Annotated in this window: 11 protein-coding genes; all 11 read right to left on the reverse strand. The window is 53.1% G+C overall.

Annotated features, from left to right (window positions below; all coding sequences use genetic code 11):
• Positions 1–570: 570 nt before the first annotated feature.
• The gene (locus ACUN27_RS35210) at positions 571–1,548 is read right to left on the reverse strand and encodes an aromatic ring-hydroxylating dioxygenase subunit alpha (RefSeq protein ID WP_326062968.1); all 978 of its coding nucleotides are present in this window, start codon (positions 1,546–1,548) and stop codon (positions 571–573) included.
• Between the two features lie 21 nt (positions 1,549–1,569).
• On the reverse strand, positions 1,570–2,730 hold the full coding sequence (locus ACUN27_RS35215; protein ID WP_315955648.1) for a BMP family ABC transporter substrate-binding protein: 1,161 nt from the start codon (positions 2,728–2,730) through the stop codon (positions 1,570–1,572).
• An 8-nt stretch (positions 2,731–2,738) separates the two neighbouring features.
• Positions 2,739–3,224 (reverse strand): (2Fe-2S)-binding protein, encoded by a 486-nt coding sequence (locus tag ACUN27_RS35220; protein ID WP_127455571.1) that lies wholly within the window; start codon positions 3,222–3,224, stop codon positions 2,739–2,741.
• Positions 3,217–5,511, reverse strand: coding sequence for a xanthine dehydrogenase subunit D (gene pucD, locus ACUN27_RS35225; protein ID WP_315955647.1), 2,295 nt, complete (start codon positions 5,509–5,511; stop codon positions 3,217–3,219). Before pucD ends, ACUN27_RS35220 begins: the two co-directional genes overlap by 8 nt.
• A complete protein-coding gene (locus ACUN27_RS35230) occupies positions 5,495–6,478 on the reverse strand; it encodes an FAD binding domain-containing protein (RefSeq protein ID WP_315955646.1) in 984 nt (327 codons plus the stop codon). Before ACUN27_RS35230 ends, pucD begins: the two co-directional genes overlap by 17 nt.
• A 181-nt stretch (positions 6,479–6,659) precedes the next feature.
• Complete coding sequence (locus ACUN27_RS35235) at positions 6,660–7,310, reverse strand: nucleotidyltransferase family protein (RefSeq protein ID WP_315955756.1); 651 nt, start codon at positions 7,308–7,310, stop codon at positions 6,660–6,662.
• Complete coding sequence (locus ACUN27_RS35240; protein WP_326062338.1) at positions 7,304–8,314, reverse strand: XdhC family protein; 1,011 nt, start codon at positions 8,312–8,314, stop codon at positions 7,304–7,306. The genes ACUN27_RS35235 and ACUN27_RS35240 overlap by 7 nt, the downstream gene beginning before the upstream one ends.
• A gap of 47 nt (positions 8,315–8,361) precedes the next feature.
• On the reverse strand, positions 8,362–9,957 hold the full coding sequence (ggt, locus tag ACUN27_RS35245; protein WP_326062339.1) for a gamma-glutamyltransferase: 1,596 nt from the start codon (positions 9,955–9,957) through the stop codon (positions 8,362–8,364).
• Complete coding sequence (locus ACUN27_RS35250; protein WP_326062340.1) at positions 9,951–11,195, reverse strand: pyridoxal-phosphate-dependent aminotransferase family protein; 1,245 nt, start codon at positions 11,193–11,195, stop codon at positions 9,951–9,953. The genes ggt and ACUN27_RS35250 overlap by 7 nt, the downstream gene beginning before the upstream one ends.
• A complete protein-coding gene (locus ACUN27_RS35255) occupies positions 11,182–12,474 on the reverse strand; it encodes a M20 family metallo-hydrolase (protein WP_326062341.1) in 1,293 nt (430 codons plus the stop codon). Before ACUN27_RS35255 ends, ACUN27_RS35250 begins: the two co-directional genes overlap by 14 nt.
• Positions 12,467–13,864 (reverse strand): allantoinase, encoded by a 1,398-nt coding sequence (locus tag ACUN27_RS35260; protein WP_326062342.1) that lies wholly within the window; start codon positions 13,862–13,864, stop codon positions 12,467–12,469. The genes ACUN27_RS35255 and ACUN27_RS35260 overlap by 8 nt, the downstream gene beginning before the upstream one ends.
• Between the last annotated feature and the right edge of the window lie 36 nt (positions 13,865–13,900).

Below are 13,900 nucleotides of genomic sequence, written 5' to 3' on the forward strand. Positions count from 1 at the left end.
CCCTTTCTAGAGAGGAATCGTCAGCGATCGTGAAAACCTTTACAACAAGAGAGAAGAAACAAACCGAACCAATCTGCAACTGGTTCTAATCCCGTTGTCTTATTTTACCAAAATCAAAAAGGATTGTATAACCAGCTTTTGGCTGTTATACGATCTTTTTTGCATTTCTTTCATCCGAAAAGTTGGTCATGCAAGTCTACTAGTCTTGCGCCGTGAATCAGTATAACAAATAATATGTTAATTAGTACACATATGGAATATATTTGAGAGGGGTTGTGGGGCGTTCGGGGAGGTATTGTAATAATAATAGGGACTATGAGTCCGCTATTTTGATAAATATCGCATATTTCATTGTGCAAACGGAACTACAGAGGCCTTATTTCTTCAAATCCCCGCACACTTCCGCCAAAATCGGCATTATAGCGGACCATAGTTCCCTCTCGCTGTCCATATGGCTTCAAAGTGCAGAAATAACGGACCGTAGTTCCCACATACGATTCTGTTTGATAAAAAAAGACTACCAAAAAGGCCACTCCCAGCCCCTTCGATAGCCCTACTTATTTAACCACATTAAGCAGTCCCAAATGTGACGCCCAATTCCCTTAACCGCTTGCGATACGCAATACTTAATCGGTCCGTGTTCAAATGCAGCTCTGCCTGCAAATCCAGCGGCAGCAGCTCCGGCTTCTGATTTTCAACCATTTCGCGGTCCTGCTCGATCAGCAGGTCCTGGAACTGGATGAAAATATCATCCGGCTCCTCATACGCATAGTTCCGCTGCTTGAGCATAAAAGCCTGGCTGCGCTGCTCGGATTCCGGCAGCACCATGAGGAACAAACGGAAGATATGATCCGTATCCCGATCTCTTTTCGTAAAAGCAACGCTAAGCGGGCCATACACTTCGTACACGTAACGGCTATGTACCCCACGCCCCGTCCCATCGGGGTCGGGCTGGTAGACGACGATTTCCTCCGAAGTGAGGACACCGTCCTCCTCATGCACCTGATAATCGCCAATTTCAGTATAATCACTATCGCCCAGCAGACCCTCATGAACAAACATAAGGTGGGAGACATCGAGGAAATTCTCAATAATACGAGGACCTGCAGCTTGCAGGGTATACGGTCCCATCCATACTTCTTTAAAGCCCTCCGGGATATAAGCGCTCACCTTCGGCATCGGCCCTTCCGGTTCCCCCAGGCATACCCAGACAAATCCGTGTGCCTCCACACAGGCGTAGACAAAAGCCTTCGCTTTCGAAGGAATCGCCCGATTGGCAGGCAGTGAGGGAATTCGTGTACACGTCCCGCAGCCGTTATAAGACCAGCCATGGTAAGCGCACACGAGTTCATCTGACTTGACTTTGCCCAGAGAGAGCGGAACGCCCCGATGAATGCACAAGTCTTTGAAGGCGTGAACGCCGTCAGAAGTGCGGAAAACAGCCACCTTTTCCCCCAGTACAACAACGGGAACCGGTCGATCCGTCAGCGCCGACGACAACAATACCGGGTGCCATTCATCAAGAAGCGTCTTATCCTGTATCGTCATCGTCCCACAACCTTCCCCATGTTATTTTGGAATGACACCTTTAATGCCCTTAACAAACCAGGTTGTACCCAGGATTTCCTCATCTGTCATCTTTTTGCCCTGTTCAAATCGAACTTTGCCGTCTTGATCGACAATCGGGCCTTGGAACACATCGAAGGTTCCCGCCAGAATCTCCTGCTTTTTCTTCTCGATAAGCTCCTTTACGTCAGCCGGCACATTTTTGCCAAGCGGTGCCATTTCCGTGATGCCTTCCTTCATACTGCCGAAGTAGGCTTCGGACTTCCAAGTACCGTCCATAACGCTTTTCACCGTTTTCACATAGTAAGGGCCCCAATTCCATTTCGGGTTGGAAATGTACGTTTCCGGAGCGAAGCGACCCATGTCGGAATCGTTACCGATTCCCCATACCTTGCGCTCAGCAGCCGCTTGAATGCCAGCAGGCGAATCTTGATATGCAGCCAGCACGTCAACGCCTTTATCCAGCAGGGAAATAGCCGCTTGCTTCTCCGTTGCCGGGTCAAACCAAGTGTTACTCCAAACAACGGAAACGTCCACGTTCGGATTCACGCTTTGTGCGCCCAAGGTAAAAGCATTAATGGTATAAATGACTTCCGGAATTGGGAACGCACCCACATAGCCCAGGTGATTGTTTTTCGTCATTTTGCCTGCAGCCATGCCGACGAGGTAGGCGCTTTGATATTCACGTCCCATGTACGTCCCCATGTTAGGCAGTGTTTTGTAGCCTGTGGCATGGAGGAATTTCACATTCGGGTGCTTTTGCGCCACGTTATACATCGGGTCCATATAGCCGAAAGAGGTTCCGAAAATGATATCGTTTTTCTGTGCCAATTCTTCGAAAACCCGCTCCGCGTCAGGGCCCTCAGGAATATTTTCAACCGTAGTCGCTTTGATACCCAGCTCTTTCTCCATCATCAGACGACCTTGATCATGCTCATAGGTCCAGCCTCCGTCACCGGGCACTCCGATATAAACAAAGGCGACTCTAGGCAGTTTTTTCTCTGTTTGCGTAGGGGTTGAAGAGGTTGTGCCCGCAGTTGAAGCCGCCGCAGGGGAGCTCGCTGGTGCTGTCGTGGTGCTTGTCGTGGATGTGGGTGAACTGGAGCAAGCGGATAGGATCATTAGGAAGATAGCAGTTAAGGATAACATCAGTTTTCTTGGCATTATGGCTTCTACCCCTCTCTTTTTATCGACAAACCACATCGTTCTACCGCTCTGAAAATCCCTTCATAACCGGTGCAGCGGCATAAATTGCCGCACAGCGCTTGCTCGGCCTCAGCCCTTGTCGGGGCGGGGTTTTTGGCCCACAAGGCCGTTAACGTGACAACCATCCCGGCGGTACAATAACCGCACTGCAGCCCTCCTTCCTCTAACATCGCTTGTTGAACAGGATGCAGCGTTTCCCCTCCGGATATCCCCTCTATGGTCGTTACCTGCTTACCTGCGGCTTGATAAGCCATGAGCAGACACGCATTTACAGGCTTTCCATCAAGCAGCACCATGCAGGCGCCGCATCGTCCAATCTCACAAGAAACTTTGGTACCGGTTAGGCGCAAGTCGTCTCTTAAAATATCTGACATCCGCTTGGAAGCAGGAACCGGAATCGCGATCTCTTTCCCGTTGATGGAGCATTCCAGCACATACGTTGTATTAATCAATGGCCTCCACCCCTTCTAACCAATCGATGGACTGCACGATGTCTTCCGGTGAAATCGGAAGCCGGTTCACCCAAATGCCGGTTGCGTGGCGAACCGCTGCCGTAATTGCCGGCGCCAATCCGACGCTGCCGATTTCGCCTACCCCCCGCGGGCCGAATGTATCGCCCTCGGGTAATTCTTCAATCGCTTCTACACGAATGATTTGCGGACTATCTCGAAAACTTGGAATCAGGTAAGTGTCCAAATTATGTCTCACATAGGAGCTTTCCTGCATAACAGCATCCTCCGTTAATGTGAAGCCTAAAGCCATTACACTGCCTCCCTCAATTTGACCGAGGAAGCCCATCGGATTAATGACAGGACCGGCTGCAATCACGTGGTCCGTCGCAACCACTCTCACCCTCCCTGTCAGCATGTTCACCTCTACCTCCACGATGGCGGCAGCGTAGGAGTACAAATAATGCGCTCCTACCTGCCCCGCCGGTGTCGTCGGGTAGTCAAAAGCCGTCTGCGCCAGGATCGGCTTCGCTGCTGATAAGGCAGCCGCCGCCAACTGCGCATACGTCACAACCGGCTCACCCTCCCCATCGCTCTTGCGATGGATCCCGCCAACGCCGGTTGTCAGCTCCTCCGGCGCGAAGCCGCCAAGCGCAGCCGCCTGCTCCAGCAGCGCCTGCACGAACGGCGGCTTCAGCCGCTGCAGGGCGCGCCACATCATCGTGGTGGCGCGGGATGCCGTGCTCGAGCCGCTGCTCGGCACGCGGTCGGTATCGCCGATGACGATGCGGATGTCACCGGCGGCGCAGCCGAAGCAATCCTGCAGCATCAGCGTGAGCGCTGCGTAGAGCCCTTGCCCGAACTCCTCGAAGCCGAAGGAGGCCTGGATTTTGCCCTCCGGCGTGAGCTCGATGCGTCCGCCGGAGTGATCCGGGATGCCGAGGCCGAGCCCGGCGCCGTGCATCACCATCGAGGCGCCGATGCCACGGCGCAGCCACGGCTCAAGCTCGCTCGCCTGCGACTGGCCCCGCTTCGCCCAGAGCGGCGACTCCTGCGCCTTGTGCCATACCTGGCTGGCGCCTTCGGTCGGCACAATCTCTTGGCCCATTGGCCCAGGGTCGCTAGGAGCGCGCAGGTTCAGCCTGCGCAGCTCCCAAGCGTCCATCCCGAGCTTCTCAGCGAGCCGCTCGATCTGACTCTCCACGGCAAAAATCACCTGATTGCCGCCGAATCCCCGAAACTCTCCGGATACGCCGTTATTCGTATAAACACTAGTCCCTTTTACATCAATATGAGGAATCGTATACGGCCCTATCGCATGTTCAGTGGCAAAGTTCAGCACTTCACAGCCCAACGTTGCGTAAGCGCCTGTATCTGCAAGAATGCTGACTTGATGCGCGATAAGATGTCCATTTGCATCCGTACCCGTCTTCATTGTGATGCGCATCGGATGCCTTTTGATCCCGGCAATGACCGACTCCTTGCGGGAATTGTGCATCTTGATGGGAGCGCCTGTCATTAGCGCAAGCAGGGCACCGAATGGCTGCACATTCAGCTCATCCTTCCCGCCGAACGATCCGCCAATGGGACTGGATACTACACGAATCTGCTCTTCTTCCATGGCGAGAATACGTGCTAGCTGCATTCGGTCTTTATAGCCATGCTGCGTTGGCGAGTACACCGTCAGCCGGCCATCTTTTTCCGGAATAAACAGGCCGCCCTCTGTCTCCATGTAGGTATGCATTTGCCTTGGGGTGTAGTAGGTCTCCTCTACGATATGCGCACACTGCGCGAAAGCAGATTCCGCCTCACCTTGCTTCAGGCTGGTTCGATGCAGCAGATTGCCATCCGGATGTAGCAGCACAGTTCCTTCGTCCAGCGCCGTTTCCGGATTGTCTACAACCGGCAGCGGCTCATAGACAACTTCGATTAAACTAAGCGCATACTCAGCGATCTCCTCTGTATCCGCTGCTACGGCCGCCACTGCATCACCGATATAACGGACACGATCGTGGCAGAGGACAGGCTGATGCGGGAAGGCAATGCCGAACAAATTCATGCCCGGCACATTCTCCGCTGTAATAACGGCGCGAACCCCCGCTGCCGCTTTGGCTCTGCTGGTATCAATGGATAGTATCCACGCATGCGGGTACTTGCTTCTTAACACTTTCCCATGCAGCATACCCGGTGCCGTTAAATCCGTCAGGTATTGGAGCTTCCCCGTGACCTTCTCTTCACCATCGGGACGAATGATCCACTTTTTTGCATACGTATCACGACCTAGGAGCATAGGCTCCGCCCCCTTTTCGCCAAGCTTTGTAGCACTCGGAAACGATCAGATTCGCCGCCGTTATCTTGCGGTAAGCAACACCTGCGTAATCATCCGCTACAGCCTCGAACCCTTCAGACACTCCCTTATGCAACGTTTGCAGGACCTCCTTGGATAAAAGCTTACCGGTGACCGCGTTCTCAAGCTCGGCGAACCTCGCCGGAACAGCGCTTCCTCCGCCTGCGCTTAAAGCGATGGCGGCAATAGTTCCGTCCGCCTCTATCCTTAAACTGCCTGCAACCGTTACGACAGATGGGGTAAATGCCTCTCTTCGCCCTACTTTCAAATAAAACTCATGGGTCCGGGAAGCGTCTTGTTCGAGTTGTTCTACCTTGTTCGGCCCCACGTTAGTCTGCTGCTCTGCCTCAGTCTGTTTCGCAGAAACCTGCCCAGAAGCTCGCACCACAATCTTGGTCATCATTTCATCAGAGGTAAAAAGCTTGCTTTCCAGCCACTCCTTAAGCGGCAGGATGCGCTCTTTCTGCCCATCCGACCACCCCACTTGGGCATCCATGACAAGGAGAACCGGAATGAGATCTCCCGTGCGGGTTACCACATTGCCTCCGATCGAAGCTAAATTACGGACAGAAGGTGCTGCAATTTCCGAACAAGCTTGCACCAAGAGTCCGCATCGCTGCCTCATCAACTCATTTTCCATCAAATCAGATAAACAACAGGCTGGACCTATATGAACATGACCTTGTGTGTCAATGGTTAAACCCGAAAGAGCGGGAATGCGCCCCAAACTGATCAAGTGCTGCGGGGTCGACGAAAGACCATTTTCCCAGCGTGTGCGAAGCCATGTGCCGCCTGAGATTAACACCGAGTTGTCTCCCCATTGATGCTTTAATTGCATGGCTTCCTCTACGCTTGTCGGCTGCCATACCGAAGGCTGCTGCTCCGGCAGCTGGTACAAAGGAACTGACATGAACAAAACCTCCTCAGCGTATTCTGAACCGCCGTTTTCCACAAATTATCCGTAGTTAAATTAGATCAACTATAAACAATTTGCAAAAACAGAGTCAACTAACTTAACATCATTTTGTGTTTTTGTATAAAAAAATAGCGCATCATTAGTAATAATGCACTTTTCGCTTCAAATATGTTATTTAAATTGACATGAAGTGGTCGGCAAATAGCTTTTTCGCCTCTTCATATCGGTCTGCTGTGTCTATGTCCATGAATAGCAACTCGGTACCCTCAAGGATACGCCCCCGGTACAATGGCGAGCGAAACAAGGAACGTGCCCCGACATCCCCTTTGAGCGAAGCTGCGGCCTGCCACATGCTCGGTCCCATAATCAGCGGAGGCTTCGGTTGACCTTTATCTCCGCTGGCGATATAGTCCTCTCCTGTATGCTCATTGAAGGCATTCGTAAGGTTATACAACATCGCCATATCAATGAATGGCTGATCCGCCAGCAGAATCATGATTCCCTCTGCGCCCAGCTCCTTGGCTGCCTGAATGCCTGTGCGCAGTGAATGCGCCATGCCGATTGCTGCATCTGAACAGACCGCAATATGACAGCGTTCCAGCGGTATTTGCGCTAAAGCAGATGCTGGCAGCCAATCTAAAGTGTCGCCTGCACGCACGACAACAACCATACTGCTTAGCTCCGAGCTCAGCGCTTGCTGGAGAGCAACCCCGCCTAGCCGAACGCCTCTCGCCAGTTCTAAGGACATCTTCGATGTCCCCATTCGGCTGGAGCTGCCGGCTGCCAGATAGACGCCAACGATTTTTCGCTTCCCAGCGCTCACCATGGGCGGCACCCTTGGATATCTCCCGATATGACGGAGGAGCTCCATTCTTCCTTTGCGCGTACATTTCGCTTTTTGCTAATTAACTCCGCTACGATGCTAATAGCATTTTCGATGGGACCTTCTGAACCAATGTTTAAACCAACGGGATAATGCACCCATTCCGGTCGCTCCATACCGTCCAGCAGCCTCTCGGATCTTGAACGTGATCCCATAATGCCGAGGTAGCGCAATCGCAATTTCAGAACTGCCCGCACGAATTCAGCATCTTTATCGAACTGGTGACTCATAACAACGACATAGTCGTCAGCGGTCAATCTTAGCTTTTTAACCAGCTCTCCTGGAAAAGCAACAGCCGTCTCCGCACCGGGAAAACGTTCTTGCGTGCAGTAGGCGTCGCGCCAATCCGCGACCACTACGCGAAATCCGCTGCTTATGGCCAGCCCTGCGAGCGGAATAGCATCTTGATTAGCACCAAACACGATGACTCTGGGCTTAGGCTTGAACGTGTAGACATACGCATTGGATAACGATTGGCAATCAGAGGAAGAAGAAGATGGAGACGCATCCTTATCTATCCCACTCAACTTATACTGTATATCGGAATACCCCTCAGCAAACGAGCGTGTTAACCGCATCACTTCTCCGCGGTCCACAGCCGCTTTGGCCGCCAGGAGGTGAACCAGCAGTTCACCGGTGACCGGCTCAAGCAGAATGCGAATTAATCCGCCGCACCCGATCGTTTCACCCCAGCCGAAATCATCGGCAGGCCGCATGTCGTACTCCACCATTTGCGGCTTCTGTGATGCCTCGACGAGGGGGACATATCCGGATAGATCGGCTTCCAAACAGCCCGGAGAGATGCTCCCGTACAAGCTGCCATCCGAGAGCAGCAGCATCATGGCTCCTTGCTTCCGGTAAGCATGCCCTTCTACATGAATGACCGTCGCCAACACAGCTGACTGCGCACAATCCTCTACCGCTTGTAAAATGTCGTAGGCTTCCATCCCTCAGATCACCTCGCTTCTTATGGCATCATCGTCTTATCATCGTTTTACCAGCCGATTGCAAGACCGTCACCTCTCGGATCCGCAGCTCCGCTCATAAAACCCCGCTCATCAATGACAATCCCTTGCGCTTGCCCCATGATGCCATCCCATGCTTTCATTGGTTCTACCCGATGTCCCCATTTTTTGAGACGGGCATAGACGTCATCATCCAGACGATGCTCAAGTTTCAACGCATCTCCGTCTTCCCCCCATGTACGTCCGTAGACCCAACGGGGAAGTGATATTGCTTCTTGAATGGACAATCCATAGTCCAGTACGCCGGTAAGGATGGAAAGCTGCGTTTGCGGCTGACCTTCCCCGCCTTGGGTGCCATATAACATGTACGGCTTACCTTCCTTGCTGACAATAGCCGGCATTAACGTATGGAACGACCTTTTTTTCGGCTCCAACACGTTCGCGCAAGCAGGGTCCAGCGAGAAAAAGGAGCCCCGATTCTGCATAATCATCCCCGTATCCCCTGGCACATAGGCAGCGCCAAAGTCGAAATAGAGGCTTTGAATAAAGGAAACGGAATTGCCCGCTTCGTCAACGACAGCCGCATAAGCCGTATCTTGGCCGATCGCCGGAGATAAATGCTCACTTGCCTTAAACGGCTCATCCTGTATTGCCTGCCAGAGCTCCTTGGCATAATCCTTGGATAACAGACGCTCCAGCGGAATCTCCCGAAAGTTCGGATCAGTTAAATACAGATCACGGTCTTTAAACGCCTTTTTTATAATTTCCGACATGATATGATAAAAGTTGGCTGAAGCTCTGGGAACCGCGCTTACTTCTATATTTTCCAGCATATTCATCATCATTAGCGCTGTGAATCCTTGCGAGTTCGGCGGCATTTGATAAATTTCATAGCCACGGTATGTGGTAGAGAGCGGCCTCACCCATTCCCCGGCATAACTCGTAAAATCTTCTTCCTGCAGCAATCCGCCATCCCGCTGCATATTTTCCACAACTGCTTTCATGACAGCACCATTGTAAAAAGCATCCCGGCCATCCCGACCTATCTGGCGCAGCGTCTCGGCCATCTCTTTCTGAACCAGTCGATCCCCTTCCTTCAAAAGCTCGCCGCCAGCCATATATAGCGCGCTAAGCTGTTCAGAGGACCGAATGAACACTTCATCCTTCTGCATCCAGAAGCGCAAATTACGTGAAATCGGAAACCCCTTCTCCGCGTAAGCAATTGCGGGTTCCAGCAGCTTCTCCCAAGGCAGCTTGCCGTATTTCTCCCACACCTGCCACCACGCATCTACCATACCCGGCACCGTAATCGCGCTCAGAATCCCTCTCTGCGGAATCGTTTGCAAACCTTTAGCCTCGTAGAAATCAGGGCTCGCCAGCGCAGCAGACTTCCCGCTTCCGTTAAAACCTGTATAGGTGCCTGTCGCTGCATCGTACATCAGGAAGAAAGCATCGCCGCCAATGCCCGTCATGTGCGGATACACAACGCCGAGCGTCGCGCTAATCGCTATCGCACTGTCAAAAGCATTGCCTCCCTGCTGCAAAATCGCGCTGCCCACGCTGCTAGCCAAATAATGAGGCGTAGCAACCATGGCACGCTCCGCTCGCGGCATGATGTTTAACATGGCTGTTCCTCCTCCTTACGCGCATATTGAGTGAGGGCTGCTTGCAGCGCTGCACCAACATTCACATCGGCTCCGTGCCAGAGAAGAACAGCCTCCAGGGCGCCAAGAACGTGAAGTACGTTCTTTTGATTACAGCTAAAGCCCATCGTGCCGATTCGCCAAATTTGACCCTTCAGCGGCCCGAAAGAGCTGGCAATTTCGATTCCGAACGTATTCAGCAGCATTGAACGTACGGACTCCCCGTCAATCCCATCCGGAATGCGGATGCAGGTGACGACCGGCAGCTTGCAGGTCGGGTTCCCATACAGCGTAAGCCCCATGGCCTGCAGGCCTGCGACCAGCGCTGCTTCATGACGCTTATGACGAAGGAAGCGTTCCTCCAGCCCCTCCTGCAGGACTAGGCGCAGCCCTTCGCGCAAAGCATAAAGCATAGATGTCGCTTCCGTGTGATGATTGAGCCGCTTCGGGCTCCAGTAATCCTGCAGCATACCCAAGTCAAAATAGTTGCTCGCCACTGGCTTCAAACTGGAAACAACCGCCCCTTGATCACGCAGCCCCCGTTCAATCGTTTTACGCCGCAGCACCTTGGCTTCGACTCGATCATTATAGGTGATCGGCGACATTCCGGATGGAACGGACAAGCATTTCTGCGTCCCGCCGATGACAGCATCGAGCTGCCAAGCATCCGTTTGAACCGGGACACCGCCAATTGTGGCTACAGCATCCACGATTAGCAGCGCATCCACTTCCCGGCAAGCTGCGCCGATGCCATCAAGCGGTTGGATGCTGCCCGTTGACGTTTCGCCGTGAACCATCGCGACGATGTTCGGTTTTTCCCGGTGGATGGTGCCTATGATCTCCTGTGTGTCAAACACAGACCCCCACTCCCGCTCCAACATGAAGACCTCTGCACCGCAGCGTTCAGCGATTTCTACAAGCAAATGACCGAAACGTCCATAAATAGGAACAAGCACCTTGTCCCCTGGCTCAATAACACTTACAAGCACGGCCTCAATTCCGGAACGCGAAGTGCCATCTACCGGATAAGCCCATTGATTGCTCGTTTGAAATACATCGCGAAGCATTTCCATCGTCTCATTCATTAATTCTGTAAATTCAGGATCGAACTGCCCCAGAATCGGATAAGACATCGCACGCAGCACCCGTGGATCGACCTCTACAGGTCCGGGGGTCATAATGGTTCTCAGTGAGGGCGACAAGTCCTTATAGTATTTCATCTGCTTTCCCCCCATAGCCATATTGGTATAACACATGAACCAGTGTGTGAAATCCGGCGATCAGATCATCCGCTTCCGTAAATTCCTCCGGACTGTGACTTATGCCGCCAACACTCGGCACGAAAATCATCGCTGACGGACATATAGGTCCGAACAGCTGAGCATCATGTCCTGCGCCGCTTGGCAGCCGCATATGTTGAAATCCGCCGGCTTCACAGGCAGCCTCAATTTCGTTCGCCATGCTTTCCTGCATCGCGACCGGTGGAGCATGTAAATTTTCAACCGTTTCTATAGTAAGCCCTCTTCGCATCGCGATCTCTTCGAGCTTTGTTAGCAACCTTACACAAAATGTACGCATCTCCGGCTCGTCAGTATGCCGAATATCCAGTGTAAACTCCACTTCGCCCGGCACCACATTCGAGGTTCCCCGCTTCACTTCCAAACGTCCCACAGTAGCAACAAGCGGCTCTCCTGCCTCAAGGGCCATTTGCTCCGTTATTGCCACCATTTCTGCCGCTCCGGCAAGCGCATCCTTGCGCATCATCATCGGGGTTGTTCCCGCATGATTGGAGCTGCCTGTTACCTGTACAGTTAGTCGGATTTGGCCTACGATGGCCGTTACAATGCCAATTTGTTTCTTTTTATAGGTTAAAATAGAACCTTGCTCAATATGAATTTCGATATAGCCGCCAATGAATTCGCGTTTTGCCGGATACTGCTGCCCAGCAGTTGTAGCATCAAATCCTGCTTCCCGCATCGCTTCAAGCAAAGTAACGCCGTCGCTATCTGCAATCTCGGCTGCAAGCTGTAAGGGTCTTACGCCGGTGACATGCCCTGAGCCCCAGTAGGCCAACGGGAATCGGCTGCCCTCTTCTTCACAGAACGAGACGGCTTCTAACGTTCGCTTCGGAGCACCGTAAGCTGCTTTCAGATAACCCAAAGCCATCATCGAGGCTACGACACCGTAGGCGCCATCGTACTTTCCGCCGGTTTTGACCGTATCGATATGTGAACCAGTCAGTAACGGCTTCGCATCCGGCTGACTGCCCGGCAATTTTCCAAATACATTGCCAACAGCATCAAATCCGGCTTCCAACCCCAGCTGCTGCATTTTGTTAACAATCGCTCGCTGTGCCATCAGCCATGGTTCCGTGTACAGCAGTCGAGTCACTCCTCCTTCGGCATTAGCCCCATACGAGGAAAGCTCCTCCAACTCCACCAGCATCCGCTCTCCAAATTGGGACAGCAAATCAAGTGAATTCGGTACTCTTTTAGCCACCGACCTCACCTCCAACGATCACTGCAGGACGTAACCATGCGCCATCAGCCGTCTCCGTAACTCCTTCTCCAAGCTCATACACCTTACTTCCACGGCAAAAGGTCGCCTGCACACGGCATCCAAACGCCCGCCCCACATAAGGACTATGCTTGTGGCGGTAAAGCAAATCATTCGCCTGCAGGGTATACCCCCTGCTCAGATCAACCAATGCCAAGTCGGCATCCGCTCCGACCGCAATAACTCCCTTTCGAGGATACAGTCCAAAACGCTTGGCAGGCTCAAGCGAAAGCATCCTCGACAGCTCAAGCAGCGGCACATTTCTGCGAAGATGCCCCTTATCCAACATCAGCTCCATGGAGCTCTGCGCCCCGGAGATGCCGCCCCACGCTTCGAAGAAATCCCCCTGCTTCATGTATGTTGGGCACGGGGAATGGTCCGAAGCGAGGATGTCGAGCCGCCCGGCCATCAGCTCCGCCCACAGCCGGTCTTGATCTTCCGCCGTGCGCAGCGGTGGCGCGCACTTCGCAACCGGCCCCAGCTGCGCCAGATCGGCGCTGGTCAGTGCCAAATAATGCGGGCACGTTTCCACCGTGACGTCCAGCCCTTTGGCCTTCGCCTCCGTGATGGCCTGCACACCTTCCGCGCTGGAAATATGCACGAAGTGCAGCCGGCAGCCCGTCTGCTCTGCGTAGCACAGTGCGCGGTTCACCGCTTCCAACTCTGCAGCGATTGGCCTCGTCGCGACGTAGTCGAGCGCTCCTCGTCTGCCTTCCGCTTGAGCCTTGGAGGCTCGCTTGGATACGATCTCTTCGCTTTCAGCATGAAGAGCGAGCACTAACCCCAAGCGCGCGATCTCCTGCATGCCTCTATAGAGTGTTTTGTCGTCCACCTCAGCGAAAATATCTTCCCCTTCTCCGCCTGGACAAGACATGAAAGCCTTGAAGCCAATGACGCCGGCTTCCGCCAGTTCCTGCAGATTCCCGATATTGCCGGGAACCAATCCTCCCCACAGGGCATAATCGACCACGGAATGTCCTTCAGCCGCTGCCAGCTTTTGTTCCAGAGCGCTGAGCCTTACAGTTGGAGGTACGCCATTAAGCGGCATATCGATAAATGTCGTGCATCCTCCTGCTGCGAGAGACGACGAGCCTGTCGCGAATCCCTCCCAATGACCAAGCGCCGGTTCGTTGAAATGAACATGTGCATCGATCATGCCGGGCAGAATATGCAGGTGCTCCGCCTCATAAACAGGCGTCTGCTCCGAGCACATGAGATTTTCGCTTAGCGCAGCAATTTTGCCGCCTAGAATACCGATGTCTACTTGCCGCACGGCATCCATGAGCACAACGGTACCTTTGCGAATCACGAGGTCAAACTGTTGATCATCCATGCGAAATCCTCCCTCGGACGTAGATATAGCCACGCT

It is taken from the genome of Paenibacillus sp. WC2504, assembly GCF_052682475.1.